The sequence below is a fragment of the Aurantibacter sp. genome (assembly GCF_039941195.1).
In the GTDB taxonomy this organism is placed as follows: Bacteria; Bacteroidota; Bacteroidia; order Flavobacteriales; family Flavobacteriaceae; genus Aurantibacter_A.
On sequence record NZ_JBDVFA010000021.1, the window covers coordinates 71,472 to 88,114 of the forward strand.

The following is a 16,643-nucleotide window of genomic DNA, read 5'->3' on the forward strand; positions in this document are numbered from 1 at the left end:
TCTGCTAAATTAACCATTTCCAATTTCACCCAAATGAGTAAACTTAAAACCCTTGTCGTACTTTAAACCATAGCCAAAAATACGATCCATAGCAATATGAGAAAATAACATTACTCCTATCAACTGTAGTATGGGTTCTGACAAGTAAATTCCGAGTAGATAAAAAATCACAGCTAAAGCTCTATGATGAAATAAATTATAGCTAAATGCTCCAACTTTATTGTTTATAAGATAACCTAACATGCCAATATCTGGAGTTAAAAGCAATACTAAAAACCACCACCATTGATAGTCTAACAGATTAAAAAGATATATACCAAAAATAAAAAGTAGAAATTCTTCGAGCTTAATGAGTGTTTGCATTATTCTTCTATTTTGTACAGTACAGGGCGACTCGGACTAGCATCATTTTCGAATGGTGCCACCTGAATATTTAAAAAATAAGTGCCATCTTTTACTTTATTCGGCACATAAATGAATTCCGTAATTGTTGCGTTTTTTCTAACCTTTCCTTTGGTATTCCAAAAAGCATGATGTGCCAAAAGTGCACCACTATCTTTTTCTTTATCTACTGAAGGCAAATCAACTAACAGGTGTTCAACATTTTTATCAACCAATAGTTCAGCTGCTTGCTCTAATAAATAAGCTGGGTTAGTATTCGAATATTGAATAGATTTCTTTTCTTTTAAATTCGGTAAAGTTCTAATTACAACAGCCTCCCTTTTTTTATTACCTAAGGCATATTGCAACTGTTTTCTGGAGACTACAAAATCGTCTTGATATTTTTCAGGAGCGATTGTTACCACCTCAGCCAAAAAGAAATAACTTTTTAAGTTCTTATTTACCGATTGAAATGCTTCGGTAATATGCCCCACACATTCTGTATGCGTACCATGGGCATGAGGATTAAACCAAATGTCATTAAAATTTGTAGCCGCACCCTCAGATACTTTACCAACAAATTTATCTTCTGTATGTGGCTCTATTTTCGCGTGTTCAATATACCAAGCATTTACATCTGATGTATCACCACTAATGGGTATAGAAATATCCAAAGGTTTGGATAAATCAATTTTGTAATTTCTACTATTATATTTTATTGTGGCAATCATATATTCAAATTTACTTCTATTAAACCATAAACAAATCGGCGGCTAATCCATCTGCTAAAAACTTGCCTTTTTGAGTAACTTTTAAAACTCCATTTTCTATGATTAACAACCGTTGTGCTATGGCTTTTGATGAGCCCTTAATTAAGTAATTTGAATACTCCTCACCAAATTCTTTTGCAATTTTTTCAATAGACACCCCCCATATTGTTCGTAGACCCGTCATTACATATTCATTATAGCGGTCCGCGATCGTGAGTACTTCAATTTCTATTGGAACTTTATTAGACTGGATAGATTTTAAATACTTGGTATTATTTTTAACATTCCACCCTCTTTGTTTCCCATCAAAAGAATGTGCAGACGGACCAATACCAACATATTTTTTTCCTTGCCAATAGGCTGTATTGTTTTTAGAAAAATAACCTTCCTTCCCAAAATTTGAAATCTCGTAGTGTACAAATTCTTTGGTATTCAACACCTCAATTAACAGATGAAATTGGCGTTCTGCTGCTTCCTCATCAATATTTGCAACTTCACCTTTTTCTATCATATGCGCCAAAGCCGTTTTTGGCTCAACTGTTAAGGCATAACTAGAAATATGAGAAATACCGAAAGACAAGGCTTTTTCAATGTTTTGTAGCCATTGTGCATCAGTCGCACCGGGAATCCCGTAAATTAAATCGATTGATATATTATCAAAATGTTGCGTTGCAAAAGACAATGATGCTTCCGCCTCAATAGCCGAATGGGCTCGGTTCATCAATTTTAAATCTTCCTCAAAAAAAGATTGCACACCAATACTCAGTCGATTTACCGGACTTTTAGCCAGTTCTAATATTCGATTACGCGACAAATCATCGGGATTTGCCTCAAGCGTAATTTCTGGATTTTTAGAAACTCGATAATGTTGATATACCGATTCAATTATCGCTTCAATTTCATGAGAAGCTAAAACCGACGGGGTTCCACCACCAAAATAAATGGTTTCAACTAAATCATCTTTTAGTTCTTCTTTTCTCAGCTTAAGTTCGTGTTGCAAAGCGATTATCATCTCACCTTTTTTCACCATGGAGGTAGAAAAGTGAAAATCGCAATAAAAACAAGCTTGCTTACAAAATGGTATGTGGATGTAGATGCCCGCCATTTACAAGTAGAAAGTAATTAGTAATAAGTAAATTATTGTAACGAAAGGTCTCATATTTCTTTTGAACCAAATTTTGCAGGATTACGAATCATAAAGTGAATCAATTTTGCAATCTGTATAGTTTGCTCCAACAGCTTACTAAACTTTTCAGAGTCTATGTACTTACATTCTTTTGCAAATTCTAACCAGGTTTGAGTTTCTAAATTCTCACCCGCACTGTCTGTAAGTTTTGAAATAAAATTTTTTGGATAACGGCGCTTTGCATAAGATTCAGCAATATTAGCAGCTACACTTCGCGACGACCTTCTAATTTGGTCAGTTAAAGAATACTTCTCTTCATAAGGAAAACATTTAGAGGCTTCAAAAATCTCCATAGCAAGATTAAATGCTTTTTGATATGCTAAAAGATCCTGATACTTCATACTTCTTACTTTTCACTTTTCACTTTTGACATTTACTACTTACTTCTTAACCCGCGACTCGTTTTGTTTTACAAAAGCTCCCCATCCTGAATAAGATTTACCAACTTCTACCCTACCTGAATTATAGAAATGACAAACGGCGGCGGCGAGTCCATCAGTGCTATCAAGATTCTTAGGCAACGATTTTAAGCCCAGCGTACTTTGCAGCATTTTAGCTACTTGTTCTTTACTAGCATTTCCACTACCAGTAATCGCCATTTTAATTTTTTTAGGAAGATATTCGGTAATTGGAACTTCTCGAGAAAGTCCGGCTGCCATAGCTACACCTTGCGCACGACCAAGTTTAAGCATCGATTGTACATTTTTCCCGAAGAAAGGAGCTTCAATTGCAATTTCGTCGGGGTGATAGGTATCTATTAGCTCAATTGTACGCTCAAAAATAAGTTTGAGTTTTACGTATGGATCTTTGTATTTACTTAAAAGCAACTCATTCATTTGAACAAATTCCATTTTTTTACCTACTACTTTTATAATACCAAATCCCATGATTGTAGTACCAGGGTCAATGCCTAATATTATCCGTTCTGTTTTCAATTCTTTATTCGGCATTATTTAAAATTATTGGAATACGAAATTTAGCTTTTACAGGAATACCCCTTTTTAAAGCTGGGGCCAAAGGTGGCAATTCTTCTAGACCCTGCGTAATTAATTGATTAAATTCTGGCATTAATTCATCAATACTATTGTCTTTTTGAATGCGCAATACTGAAACCTCCCCATTTTGATCGACCAAAAAATCAACCAACACATTTTTATCAGTATTTGCTTTTAAAACAAACCGGTATTGATTTAAAATTTTAGCACAGTTCGCCAAAACTTCTCGCTCAAAACACTGGCGCTGTCCATTTTTGGTTAGTGTTTCGTCACAATTTTCGAACAAAGGATACGTATCAACCTCATTAAAGTCAATTTCAAGTAATTCTTGCTGAACGAGTTCTTGGGTTTTCTTCTCTTTGGAAGTAAGCCATCCGCAAGAAGACATCAAGCATAAAAAAAGTAAAAAGAAAATCTTTCGCACTACCCAATTTTAAAAGACTGTTTGGAAATCTCTAAGGGAAAATTACGAATTTTTAAGGACATCATTCTGCATTCAAATGTATTTCCTCTTTTAGTTGGGAGATTCGTTTAGTAACCGTAGTTGAATAATATGAAGCATATCGCGTTTTTAGTTTACCATATTTCTCAAGGTACTTTTCATAATATTCAATTTTCACATTGGGATCCTTAGAAGTGCGATCAACTAAAGTACAAATGTTATGATATATAGAAGGGTCGCTAGGGTCTTCTCCATGTGCCTGATTGTAATACGAAAGAGCCGATTTATAATCCTCACGCGCACGTGCCATACTACCGAGTCTAGCATATCCTTCAGCAAAAACTGGCTTTTGAATATTCATCGCCTCTTTAATATAAATTTCAGCACTATCTACCTCCTTATCTTTGCGGTAGGCCTCAGCTAGTTTAAAATAAGTATCAGAATTACCATCGTCTATTTCTAGCATTTTTCTATAATTAGCCCTTGCTTTTTCAAACTCCCAATTTTTATAATAGCAATAGGCTAATTTATCATACACGTATTCTTTTGTTTCACCCAACTCTAAAACCTTTTCGAAGAGGGGCATTGCCTTGTCATATGCATTATCATTAAAAAGTGTGAGTGCTTTTAAATTGATAAACGAAACATCTTCTGGATAAAAACTCAAACCCTTATCTATATACGCTAAAGCCTGATTCTTTTCATTTTTAACCATAAAATATTTCGCAAGTTTAAACAAACTGCGCAAGTGGGTGCTATCATATTCTACTGCTTTTTTATATGCAATTAAACTACTAGCAGGCTGATCTAATTCACTAAAAACCTCACCCAAATAATATTGATATTCAGGATTGTCTTGTGCTTGTTTTACAAGTTTGGAAAAGAGTTTTCGGGCATCGTCAAAAGCTTTTGTCTTAAACAGTAATTTTCCAAGTTCAAAACTTGCAATTTGTAAATCTGGATTCTCGGTTACCACACTTTGGTATTGTACTATGGCTTTCTCATAATTACCAATTACATTGTAGGCTCTAGCAATTTGCAATGACGAATTTAGAGTACCATCTTCAGCATAGTAATTAATTGCCTTGGCATAATTACCTGTTGCATACAGACTATCTGCAATTGCTGAATTCGATTGCGTTTGCGAATGCACTTTTACTAAAAGTAAAATGAATATGATTAAAAGGCTTTTTCTCAATCTTTCTCTTTCAAAGTAATAATTATAGCTCCATTTTTAGCTTCTTCACCATAAACAGCTTTAGCCGACTCCCCTTTTAAGACGTTTATTGATGCTATATCCGTCTGTGAAATTAATTCTATTTCCTCTTTAGTCTTTTTTACACCATCCACGTAATAAAGAGGATCAACACCTGTATTAAAATTAAGCGTTGGACCATTGGAAGTCTTAACAATTTTATTTTCACCGAGAGCAAATGAAATAGGAATTGATAAAGGTACGTTTACAACTTTACCATTTTGTTTACCGGGTGTCATTTTAGGAAGCAAACTAATAATACGAGCAGCTTCTTCTTCTAATAATTTATCAGGTCCACGCATTTTTACATTTTGAATTGAACCATCAGTGCTGATAGTAAACATTATACTCACTCTACCTTGAATGCCTTTTTCCTGAGCTTCTTCAGGGTATTTAAAATTATCACCAATGTGCTTTTGCATCATTTTTTGAAAGCACTCTCTCGTATTTTCTGCATTTTCACAGCCTGGAAAAACAGGAACTTCTTCAACAACTGCAAATGGCACTCCATCTATATTTTCTTTTTCAATTTCATTTTTTGAACTTTCATTAGCAGCATCAGAGTCAAAAGATTGCAACCTAAATGAAATAGGAATCGAAAAAGGTACGTTTACAACTTTACCATCTTGTTTACCAGGTGTCATTTCAGGAAGCAAACTAATAATACGAGCAGCTTCTTCTTCTAACAATTTATCGGGCCCACGCATTCTTACATTTTGTATCGAGCCATCTGTACTTATTGTAAACATAATGCTTACGCGACCTTGAATGCCTTTTTCCTGAGCTTCTTCAGGGTATCTGAAATTTTTACTGATATGCTTTTGCATACTTTTTTGAAAGCACTCTCTCGTATTTTCTGCATTTTCACATCCCGGAAAAACTGGCACCTCATCAATAACTGAAAAAGCAATTGCAATGCCTAAAGAATCACTTCCTAAAAGACTAACACCGGCTGGGCCTTCAATAACCATTGTAGCCCAAATTCTCTCATCGCGCCCATCGAATTTTATATAAGATTTTTCAGCTGAACTCGTATATTTAATAGAAGAATTCTCGTCTTTTAAGACAAATTCCCAATATTCACCACTATCTGAATAAGCTTTTAGTGTAGTAAATAATTGTTCATCTTCAATTTCAGTTAAATTGCTAATATCCTCAACTACCATTTCTGTTTCAGCTGGCACCGATTCTTCTGGCTCCATCTCACATGAAGAATACATCAACATACTTATTACCAAAGGCATCAAGGCCAAATACTTGAGTTTAAATACTTTCTTCGATTTTGATTTTTGTAACATGACGATTCGTTTTTTGATTAATGATGATTTGAAAAATTGATTGATGAATGATATGTTTTGCGTTTGAAAAACCTGAGACAGCAAAAATTCGTACTGCTCTTTTTTACTTGTCTTGGCGACTTTTGCATCGGCGATGAACTCGTGCAATTCAGAAATTCTATTTTGATATACATATACTAAAGGATTAAACCACGCCACTATACGCATGATTTCGAAAAACAATAAATCCCAAGAATGTTTTTGCTCTATATGTACCATTTCGTGTTGTAAAATGGCTTTGTGATCTCGTGCGACAACTTTGTCTCCCAAGAAAATAGACCTAAAAAATGAAAAGGCTAGCTCACTATTTTCCACCACAATTCTTGTAAATTTTGGAAAACTTTGAATGCTACCCGTTGTACGTAATTTTTGTATTTGAATCAGTTTAATTGCAAAACAAACCGCGGCCATAAACATGCCGCCAAATAAAGCTCCTGCTTCCCAAGAAATAGTAAATCCTGATTTCGGAACATCAGCAACTATAACTGCAGCATCATTTGTATTCCATAAAAACTCTGGATATTCTAGAAAGACCTGTGGTGCATTCGTTTTCAAGGCTTCTATTTTTATCCATGGCAAAACCAGTGACAAAATGTAAGTCCCAATTAAATACACACGATTCCACTGAAAAAAGGTTTCTCTTTTTAGAAAAAAATCATAAATAATTAAAAACACCAATTGAAAGGCAATACATTCTACTATATACTGTATCATCAGAACAAGTTTTAATTATCTTTTTTGTTTTTATCTTCTGAAGCATCGGCAGTTTTAATCTCTTTCAAAACCGATTCTAGTTCTGAAAGGCTCATATCATTCTTTTTCATAAAAAATGAAACCATACTTTTAAAGGAACCTTGAAAATAGCCATCAACTAATTTATTAATGCTCTGATTGCTATAATCTGACTTCTTAATCAATGGAAAATAAAGGTATCCACGACCTTCTTTCTCATGCCCTACAAAACCTTTATCTTCCAGAATACGCACAATTGTTGACACTGTATTGTACGCCGGTTTTGGAATTGGCAACTCTTCTATAATGCGCGCAACATTACATTTTTCTAATGCCCATAATTGCTGCATTACCTCTTCTTCTGCTTTTGTTAGCTGTTTCATCTTAAAAAAATGTCTTTTGTCTATTTTGAATACCCTCGAAAACTATTTGAGATTACATGTTTCAATCAAGCTTTCTATTATACTCAAGGGAGACTAATTATCAAATTAACTAATGTTTTAGTTTAAACTTTAAAACAAATATAACTAAAATATTAGTTTAAACTAATATTTTAGTTGAAAAATCACTGCTGACTTTCTAAATTTATGATTGTAACAAATCATAACTATCTTCGTCCAATAAAAAAATATTGAAATGGATATCGCTTTATTAATAATGGGTTTTATTTTAATGCTCGTTGGCATTATAGGTAGTTTTCTACCCGTTCTACCAGGACCTCCCATAAGTTGGGTTGGCCTTCTTTTACTACATTTAACGAATGCCGTACCAGACGATTGGTGGTTTTTAGGCATTACTGGAGTAATTGCCCTTATTATCTTTGCCCTAGATTATGTAATTCCTGCGATTGGAACCAAAAAGTTTGGCGGGACTAAAGCTGGGATGATCGGCACTACTATCGGATTAATTGTTGGCCTTCTAGCACCTATTCCAGGTGGTATAATTATAGGTCCTTTTGCCGGTGCGTTTATTGGAGAGCTTACTGCAAAAGCAGATAACAAAACAGCCTTAAAAGCAGCTTTTGGTTCATTTTTGGGCTTCTTAACTGGTGCGTTTATGAAATTTGTGGTATCTATTATATTTCTCGGCCTGTTTATTGGAAAGGCCTGGGATTACAAAGATGCCTTATTTGCATTTTAACCCCAAACAACTTTATCTTCTATAGCTCCTCTAGTTGCTTCAGGAAGTTCGCCATCATAATAACCCATATAAAAGAAACCTAAACACTTTTCTCCTGGTGCCAATTCGAAGAATTCATCCATGTATTTTATGAGTCCCGGTGAACTCCAATAACTCCCAATTCCCAATTCAGTAGCACTCAACCACATGTTTTGTACTGCCATGGCTGTGGCTGCTATTTCTTCCCATTCCGGTACACTTTCATTTGGATCACGTTGCATACAAATTGCAATAACTGCACCTGCCCTTTTTGGATTTTCGATGAGTTTTTTCACTTTAATTTCTTTAGGACTTTTTTCTGTTTCCATATACTTTAAGGATAGAAATAAGCCCAACTTTTCTTGCGATTCACCCTGTAATACTTTAAAACGCCAGGGCTCTGTTTTTCTGTGACTTGGCGCCCAATTTGCTGCCTCTAATATTTTTTCAATATTAGCTTTTGCTATTTCCTTATCTATATACTGCGCAGGAAAAACCGAACGTCTCTTTTTAATTAATTCTAATATCATAATCCAAAATTTGCATCTATAAAGTTAGCACATTCATTTCGCTATATTTCTGAGGAATCAATACTTTTATGAAATATTTAGGTTCTAAAATGGCATTCATGAAACTTATTGGTCCTTTCAAACAACTTTTACCAATGACTGGCTTACCATTATTCGGGCCACTTTCCAATGAGCAGCTACTTGTTTTAAAAGATGTGGGCATATTAATTGATGGTGAAAACATTGCAGCAATAGGCAACTTTGAAGAATTAGAAAAGCTTCATGTTACAGCAGAAATTCATTTTCTAAAAGGTAATCATACGTGCCTACCCGGTTTTATTGACTCCAATACTCAGCTTTGTTTCGGAGGTTCTGGCATTAACAAAAACATACAGGAAACTGTATTAGAAACAAGCAACACAAGCAAAGAAGTCTTAGCAAAAAAAACAGCCAAATTAGCAAACAGACATTTAAAAAATGGAACAACCACTATTGAAGTTAAAAGTGGTTTTGGACTATCTGCTGCAGAAGAACTCAAAATTTTACGTGCCTTACAAGATGCACAATTACAAACTAAAGTTGATCTAATTGCTACGTATAATGCTGCACAAAATATTCCCAAAGAATATTCTGGGAATGCAGAAAAGTATTTAGCAACAACTAGTTCAGAACTATTTCCAATTTTAAAAAATGAAAATTTATCCCATAGAATTTCGGCAACTTTAAGCAATTCAGGTTTTTCAAAAGAACAAGTTCGCTCCTATTTTAACAAAGCCGTAGAAATGGGATTTTATCTTAGCATTACAGAAAATGAAATCTCTAAAAGTAGTGACAATACCACTATTTTAGATTCTGACAATTGCTTTACAACGGCCCTTGCAGGAACTTCAATTGGCTTAGGAAATACCTTTGCGCCTGCCAGAAATATTTTAGATAATGGCGGTTCTCTAGCTATAGCTAGTAATCATAATCCGATTAATGCACCGATGGGAGACCTTCTAACTCAGGCATCGATTTTAGGTGCTTATGAAAATCTTTCGACTGCAGAAATTTTAGCAGGTATTACTAATAGAGCCGCGGCAGCTTTAAATTTAAAAAATTGTGGAGAATTAGCTGTTGGCAAATTGGCTGATTTTATATTATTTCACACTAGCGATTATAACGAAATACTCTACAACCAAGGTTCTTTTAAACCTTGTGTGGTTTACAAAAAAGGGGAAGTAGTTTTTGATAAACACAAATAATTTTATTTCGCAATAAATTTCTGTGCATACCTTTTTCCCAATAACCGTATACCTTCTGAATTAAAATGTAGCTTGTCACCTTTATCTATTAAATCTTTTGTCGAAACTACTTGTACAAGTTTATCTGTTTCAGAATATTTTCCAATTTCTTTATTAATTCTTTCCCAACCAATGGGGTTCTTAGAATAGGCTCCTAGCTCACCCATTACTATTGGTAAATTTCTATTTCCTATTTCCTTTCGGAATTTGGAAAATAATATGCCTAAATTGTTGCTGTAATTATTAATCTTTTCCTCGGAATTCGTATCACTTTCTCCTTGATGCCACAAAATACCCTTAAAAACACCTAGATTTTTTCCTAAAGCTATTTTCTTTTGGAAATTAGATAAAAGCTTAACCTCTCTGTGCACTTCATTATTAATCCATTGGCTAATTGAACTTCCACCAACCGCGGTTGGCAACAATAAAACCGAAACAGAATCGGGAATGTTTTTTATCATTTCCCTTCCAAACGACATCCCCATATCTAGTCCAGCCATAGTTGGTTCGTAAAAATGTAAGGGTTCTTTAGCAAATATCACCTTGCCATGTTTATTGATTGTCAATATTCTATTCGAAGCTATTGTATCATTCGCCTCAACAATTCCACGACCAGCCATGTTTGACTGACCTGCCATAACATAAATCCATACATTATCTCGATTTGGCAGATTATCGGCCTCCTTTTGGAAATTTGGAAAATTCTCAGTGCGATTATCTTTTTTTTCAGAATTACAACCAAAAATAAGTGTTGCAAAAAATAGTAATAGGTATTTATTCATATTTAAGTTTATGACTAAAACTACCATTTATCATTTAAATAGCTAATTATTTCTCTAATTTATTCGCATCAATATCTATATGTTATTAATCCATTTTTTAGCTGCTTTCTATAATTAAATAACCACCTATTTAAGTACTCATTTTTTTAACCCAAAGGAAGGTTTTCAACTGCAAATTTTCAATATACTCATACCATCTATTGCAATTTGATAAAATGTTAAAATTTAGCGCTCCAAATTGTGATTTTAACAAAAAATATGCTAAAAATGAGATGCTTAAAATTCTACAGATTCATTTTGATATTACACAAAAAATTTATCAACCCAATGATTTGAAGGGATTTATATTTATTATTTTTGCCAAATCTATTTTCAACCTAATTTTTTTTGAAGTTTTAAAAGCAAACGACGCGGTTGAAAATAAATGTTAAGAAAAGTTACCGTTCATCGGATGTTTTAACAATTTGGCGATGAAAATTCAAGAAAAACTAAATAGTTTATATTTTGCTAAGAAGTTATATGAAGTTTGTTTTTGACCTAACCAATTTCACTTGATTATTAAGCCAAATAACACTTAGAAATGAAAATTCCTGATTACAAAAAAAGAGCGGCATTAGCTGCTGAAAACTGGAAGCGTCTGCAAGCTCAAAAAAAACCAAATTCGAAAGAATCTGGAGAATCTCCAAAAATTGAAGACGAAAGTCACGAGCCCACTTTTGATGAACTTATTGACAATTTTGTTATCCCAAGAACTAGCGTAAAAGGTATAAGGTTTGTACAAGATGTTGAAGAAAAAAAGAAGCTCCGAGATATCGCTTAAATAGATTTTCGACACATAAGGTATTAAAACATTATGGAACATTGGTGACAAATTACTTGTCACACGCCCAAATAATTCTAAAGTTTTTGCAAACAAAAAAAGCCTTCCAACACGGAAAGCCTTTCATTGGCCCATACCTATTTTTTGGTAAGGGTTACAACACAACACCACAAAGATAGCAAAGCTTTTTTAATATTAGACTTCTTAATTGCGTTTAAGTCTATATCACATTTTTATTTTTTTAAACTCCCTTTAATAAAGGCTAAATAGCCTATTTCTAGAAATAAAAAATTCTGTACCTTTCTTGTTGTAATTGAATTATATTAAGATGAAATCCAATAAAAAAGATAGCTCAAGAAGAAGTTTTATAAAAAAAGCTGCATTAGGCTCAACCGTTTTATCGACTACACCTACAATACTTGCCGCTTCCTATAAGCAAAATTTAGAATTAACTAGAACTTATGAGAGCAGTTCTTTTACCATTAACGATCAAATAAATTTAGCACTTATTGGAACTGGAATTCAAGGTATCTACGACACTAAAAGTGCATTAGAGGTTTCTGGAGTAAAATTAGTAGCTGCTTGTGATTTATACATGGGTAGACTAGATCGCGCAAAAGAGCTGTGGGGTGACGATATTTTTATAACCCGAGATTACAGACAAATTTTAGAACGTAAAGATATAGACGCCGTTATTATAGCAACGCCTGATCATTGGCATAAACAAATAACCATTGATGCGCTAAAAGCTGGCAAACATGTTTATTGTGAAAAACCAATGGTACAACAATGGGAAGATGGTCAGGCTATAATCACAGCACAAAAATCTACTGGTAAAGTTTGTCAAATTGGTAGTCAAGGTATGTCTTCACTAGGAAATGAAAAGGCGAAACAACTATATGCCGATGGAGCAATTGGAGATATAGTTATGCTCGATTTCTATAATGATCGATACTCCGCTGAAGGCGCTTGGCAATATCCTATACCTCCAGATGCCAATAAAAAAACAGTTGATTTTGAAACTTTTCTGGGTACAGCACCCAAAACACCTTTCGAACTAAAGCGTTTTTTCAGATGGCGTAATTATCAAGATTATGGTACTGGGGTAGCTGGCGATTTATTTGTGCATGCATTTTCTACGCTGAACCATGTTATCGATTCGCATGGTCCAAATAGGGCGCAAGCAACAGGCGGACTCCGTTTTTGGAAAGATGGCCGCGATGTACCTGATGTTAGTATTACACTATACGATTATCCAAAAACAGACACCCATGCTGCCTTTAATGCTGCCTTCAGAATTAATTTTATTGCCGGAAGTGGTGGAGGTGGTGGCTTCAAGTTAATTGGAACTGAAGGTGAAATGGAAATAGGACAAAATTCTGTAAAGCTAAAACGATCAAAATTAAATTTAATACCACAAGGCTACTCACTAATATCATTTACTGAAGAAACTCAAAAGAAAATTAATGCTGGTTACGAAGCTCAAAACTTGAATAATAGAGCATCACAACTTAGTACTGGCGAGACTACTTGGCATGCGCCAAAAGACTACAAAGGTGGTCATTATGATCATTTCTATAATTTCTTTCAAGCTATTCGAGGAAAAGGGAAAATTGTTCAAAACCCTACTTTTGGTTTGAGAGCAGCGGGTGCAGCTTTGTTAGCTAATGAAAGTTATTACAACAAAAAAGCAGTTAATTGGGATCCAGACAATATGAAAATAATTTAATTTCAATTAGGAATTTAGTAAAGGTTCAAGAAAACAATTTACAGGTATTCATTGAAATAGTTATCAGGAAAATAATATCAAACAAATAGCAATCCTTAAAATTTGTGAATACAGTAAACGACTTGCCATAAAAGAAATAATTAAGATAATTCTCCCCTCATTTGAGAGATAAGGTGCTATACGGTCATTGAAAATAATCGGGTTTCTGGTTGTTTTTGATGTAGAAGTAAATCAAAAGCCATACAAATATTTCGGATGAATGGACGCCCTTTTTCTGTAACCTTTAGGCCATTAGGTGATACTACAATTAATTCATCCGCTTCAAATTCAATCAACCTTTCTTTAATGGCCCCTATCGTCTGATTTTGCATATCTTCTCTATGCCAATTCGTTTCGAATTGACACATAAGATTTAAAATATGTCGGCGTACTAATTGATCTTCTTCTGATAAAATATGACCTCTATAAATTGGAATGATATTATTTTCGATTAAATGCTTATACTCTTCGATACTCTTTACATTTTGAGCAAAACTATACCAACTATCACTAATACTTGAAGCACCTAACCCCACCATAACTTGTGTTTTTGAAGCTGTGTACCCCATAAAATTACGATGTAAATTCCCAGAATCCATTGAGGAATAAAGTTCATCCTGTTTTAACGCGAAATGGTCCATACCAATTTCATGATAACCAACTTCAGCTAAAAGTTTTTTTCCTGTTTCATATTGGTTTCTTTTTTCATTTCCACTAGGCAAATCTGCTTCGTCATAACCCCGCTGACCATTACCTTTCAACCATGGCACATGCGCATAGCTATAAAAAGCTAATCTATCAGGCATTAACTCTTTGGTTTTTAAAATAGTCGTTTTAACATGCTCCATATTTTGATGAGGAAGTCCAAAAATAATATCGTGTCCGACAGATGTATATCCAATTTCTCGTGCCATTTCAGTAACCGCTTTTACATTTTCAAAAGATTGAATTCTATGAATTGCCTTTTGTACGGTTGGATTATAATCTTGTACTCCATAACTCACACGTCTAAAACCAACTTCGTAAAGGGCCTGCAAATGTTTATGGGTGGTATTGTTCGGATGCCCTTCAAAACTAAATTCGTAATCTTTAGCTTTTTTGGCTTTTTTAAAAATCCCATTAATAAGATATTTCAGATTTTCTGCAGAAAAGAACGTCGGAGTCCCTCCGCCTAAATGCAATTCTTTCACAATAGGTTTATCTCCAAAAAGTTCGCAATAAAGTTGCCATTCTTTTAAAACTGAATTTATGTAAGGCTGCTCAACATCATGCCTTTTTGTTATTCGCTTATGACATCCACAAAAAGTACACATACTTTCACAAAATGGGAGATGTATGTAAAGGCTTATTCCTTCAGTGGCATTACTCTCAATAAAACTTTGTTTTAATGTAGTTTTCCATTTATCCCCTGAAAAAGAGGTTGTATTCCAATATGGAACTGTAGGATAACTAGTATAGCGAGGACCAGGAATATTATACTTCTGAACTAATGTACACATAGCATGCATTTGAATTGAATGCAAACATAAGGGCATCACCAAGTACAAAATATGACAAAAGTCAGTTCCTTTAAAACTAGTCTTTGGGCAAACTAGACGGCTTCAATTCATTCCCATCACCATCAATAATAGTAGTCTCAAAGTCACTATCATTCACCCAGTCAGTATTTTGCTTCTCACCATTAATAAAATCCAAATAAAAACCTCTACCTCTCCCTTTTATAAAAGGTGCGCTTTCATACAAATGACCATAGCCCGTCATTCGCAAATCTCCTTGCGCTAAAAGCTTTGTCTCCATTTCAGATTCCAATAACTGCTTAAGCCCTGCATATTCAACATCATTAGCTAAATTATTTACACAAAAAGGATCCTTTGAAATATCGTATAATTCTTCTGCTACTCTTTTACCAAAATTCATTTTCCAATACTTTTTATCACCAGCTCTTCGGAGATTTAAAATTTCAGTCTTCACGGGACTACCATCTGTATTTAAATAACCGGTCTCAGGATTACCTTTTGGCCATCTATCTATTTCATAATTTTTTACGTAAAGCATATTGTTTTTATGGATGCCTCTGATAGGATAACCTACATCATTGGGTCTACCAGTATCATGACGCTCTTTTCCAACAAGCACAAAATTGCGTTCTGGTTCTATTTGACCAGATTTCTCAGAAGTAATAATATTCATTAGACTTTTTCCTTCAGCGGGGTGCATTCCTGAGGTTTGCCAATCGACACCAGCAGCATTTAAAAAGGTGGGTGCCAAATCTATAAAACTAACATAGTCTTCAACCGTTCTTCCTTTAGCTTTCATCTTATCCTTCCACAACATAGCCATAGGCACATGGTTGGAATTTTCATATTGATCACCTTTAACTCTTGGAAAAGGCATTCCATGATCTGAAGTGGCTATAATTAATGTATTATCCAACATTCCCTTATCGGCCAAAGTCTTCATTATCTTTTGAATATGCTTGTCAAAATCTTCAATTTCATAAGCATAATCTAATAAATCGTTACGAGTAACCTCGTTATCTGGCCAATAAGGAGGAAAATTAGTTATCATATCTTCCGTTTTTCCACCTAATCTTTTACCAGAACCGTATTCGTAAGCTCGATGCGGCTCTATACTACCCACCCAAAAACTCCAAGGTTTTCCTGCTGGAGCCTTATCTAAAAAATCTTCAAAATTCGCACTGTAGTTATTTGAAGAAATATACTTTGTTGCGGGTGTTAACGTCTTTTCATTATATGCCGGTCCTACAACATTACGCTGCGTACCATCTTCTCGAAGTGTCACGGCAGGGCCATAACCTTTTTGGGTGTGTCCTGTGGTATAACCATTTTCGAGTAATACTTCTTGATAGGTTTTAAACTTAGGCGGGAAATAAATGACATGACTTGCTGCTGCATCTAGTTGCCAAGAATTTCTACCAGTTATTAATGCTGCTCGTGAAGGCGCACATTTCGCATTTGGAGTATACGCTTTATTAAACAAAATACCTTCTCTAGCTATGGCATCAAAACCGGGAGTTTTAACATACGTACTTCCGTAAATGCTCATATCTAAGCCCGCATCGTCGAATATAATCATCAAAATATTTGGCTTTTCCTGAGCCATTGAAATACTAGTAAATAATAATACTATCCAAAGAAAAAATCTGTTATTCATATCATAGGTTGATTGCCTTCCTAATTTATTTAAAAAAATCAGTACAATTGT

General features: G+C 34.4%; 17 protein-coding genes. 4 read left to right on the top strand and 13 right to left on the bottom strand.

Annotated elements, in window-relative coordinates; all coding sequences use genetic code 11:
* Positions 1-9 precede the first annotated feature (9 nt).
* The 9 genes from ABJF52_RS04050 to ABJF52_RS04090 all read right to left on the bottom strand — a co-directional run bounded on the left by ABJF52_RS04050 (position 10) and on the right by ABJF52_RS04090 (position 7,481).
* On the bottom strand, positions 10-363 hold the full coding sequence (locus tag ABJF52_RS04050; RefSeq protein ID WP_348146648.1) for a DUF4260 domain-containing protein: 354 nt from the start codon (positions 361-363) through the stop codon (positions 10-12).
* On the bottom strand, positions 363-1,112 hold the full coding sequence (locus ABJF52_RS04055) for a cyclase family protein (RefSeq protein WP_348146651.1): 750 nt from the start codon (positions 1,110-1,112) through the stop codon (positions 363-365). Before ABJF52_RS04055 ends, ABJF52_RS04050 begins: the two co-directional genes overlap by 1 nt.
* 19 nt (positions 1,113-1,131) lie before the next feature.
* Positions 1,132-2,256, bottom strand: coding sequence for a radical SAM family heme chaperone HemW (gene hemW, locus ABJF52_RS04060; protein WP_348146654.1), 1,125 nt, complete (start codon positions 2,254-2,256; stop codon positions 1,132-1,134).
* Between the two features lie 50 nt (positions 2,257-2,306).
* Positions 2,307-2,678: a four helix bundle protein gene (locus tag ABJF52_RS04065; protein WP_348146657.1), complete on the bottom strand. Its 372-nt coding sequence runs from the start codon at positions 2,676-2,678 to the stop codon at positions 2,307-2,309.
* 39 nt (positions 2,679-2,717) lie between these two features.
* Positions 2,718-3,272: a crossover junction endodeoxyribonuclease RuvC gene (gene ruvC / locus ABJF52_RS04070; RefSeq protein ID WP_348146695.1), complete on the bottom strand. Its 555-nt coding sequence runs from the start codon at positions 3,270-3,272 to the stop codon at positions 2,718-2,720.
* 4 nt (positions 3,273-3,276) lie between these two features.
* Positions 3,277-3,756, bottom strand: a complete 480-nt coding sequence (locus ABJF52_RS04075; protein ID WP_348146660.1) for a hypothetical protein — start codon at positions 3,754-3,756, stop codon at positions 3,277-3,279.
* A gap of 61 nt (positions 3,757-3,817) precedes the next feature.
* On the bottom strand, positions 3,818-4,972 hold the full coding sequence (locus ABJF52_RS04080; protein WP_348146663.1) for a tetratricopeptide repeat protein: 1,155 nt from the start codon (positions 4,970-4,972) through the stop codon (positions 3,818-3,820).
* Complete coding sequence (locus ABJF52_RS04085; protein ID WP_348146666.1) at positions 4,969-7,080, bottom strand: TonB family protein; 2,112 nt, start codon at positions 7,078-7,080, stop codon at positions 4,969-4,971. Before ABJF52_RS04085 ends, ABJF52_RS04080 begins: the two co-directional genes overlap by 4 nt.
* Before the next feature lie 11 nt (positions 7,081-7,091).
* The gene (locus tag ABJF52_RS04090) at positions 7,092-7,481 is read right to left on the bottom strand and encodes a BlaI/MecI/CopY family transcriptional regulator (protein ID WP_348146669.1); all 390 of its coding nucleotides are present in this window, start codon (positions 7,479-7,481) and stop codon (positions 7,092-7,094) included.
* Positions 7,482-7,734: 253 nt separating this feature from the next.
* Here ABJF52_RS04090 and ABJF52_RS04095 point away from each other — a divergent pair, with 253 nt between their 5' ends.
* Positions 7,735-8,238: a DUF456 domain-containing protein gene (locus tag ABJF52_RS04095; protein WP_348146672.1), complete on the top strand. Its 504-nt coding sequence runs from the start codon at positions 7,735-7,737 to the stop codon at positions 8,236-8,238.
* Here the strand turns inward: ABJF52_RS04095 and ABJF52_RS04100 are convergent.
* Entirely contained in the window at positions 8,235-8,786 is a 552-nt protein-coding gene (locus ABJF52_RS04100) for a nitroreductase (protein ID WP_348146675.1), read from the bottom strand. The genes ABJF52_RS04095 and ABJF52_RS04100 overlap by 4 nt on opposite strands.
* Positions 8,787-8,884: 98 nt before the next feature.
* Here ABJF52_RS04100 and ABJF52_RS04105 point away from each other — a divergent pair, with 98 nt between their 5' ends.
* Positions 8,885-10,009: an amidohydrolase family protein gene (locus tag ABJF52_RS04105; RefSeq protein ID WP_348146678.1), complete on the top strand. Its 1,125-nt coding sequence runs from the start codon at positions 8,885-8,887 to the stop codon at positions 10,007-10,009.
* A gap of 2 nt (positions 10,010-10,011) precedes the next feature.
* Here the strand turns inward: ABJF52_RS04105 and ABJF52_RS04110 are convergent, their stop codons facing one another.
* Positions 10,012-10,830: a sialate O-acetylesterase gene (locus ABJF52_RS04110; RefSeq protein ID WP_348146681.1), complete on the bottom strand. Its 819-nt coding sequence runs from the start codon at positions 10,828-10,830 to the stop codon at positions 10,012-10,014.
* Between the two features lie 580 nt (positions 10,831-11,410).
* Here ABJF52_RS04110 and ABJF52_RS04115 point away from each other — a divergent pair.
* A complete protein-coding gene (locus ABJF52_RS04115; RefSeq protein WP_348146684.1) occupies positions 11,411-11,650 on the top strand; it encodes a hypothetical protein in 240 nt (79 codons plus the stop codon).
* A 328-nt stretch (positions 11,651-11,978) separates the two neighbouring features.
* Positions 11,979-13,379, top strand: coding sequence for a Gfo/Idh/MocA family oxidoreductase (locus ABJF52_RS04120; protein WP_348146686.1), 1,401 nt, complete (start codon positions 11,979-11,981; stop codon positions 13,377-13,379).
* Between the two features lie 176 nt (positions 13,380-13,555).
* Here ABJF52_RS04120 and hemN read toward each other — a convergent pair whose 3' ends face one another.
* Positions 13,556-14,917, bottom strand: coding sequence for an oxygen-independent coproporphyrinogen III oxidase (gene hemN / locus ABJF52_RS04125; RefSeq protein ID WP_348146689.1), 1,362 nt, complete (start codon positions 14,915-14,917; stop codon positions 13,556-13,558).
* Positions 14,918-14,993: 76 nt separating this feature from the next.
* Positions 14,994-16,643: sulfatase (locus ABJF52_RS04130; protein WP_348146692.1), on the bottom strand; the 1,650-nt coding region annotated here is incomplete at its 5' end.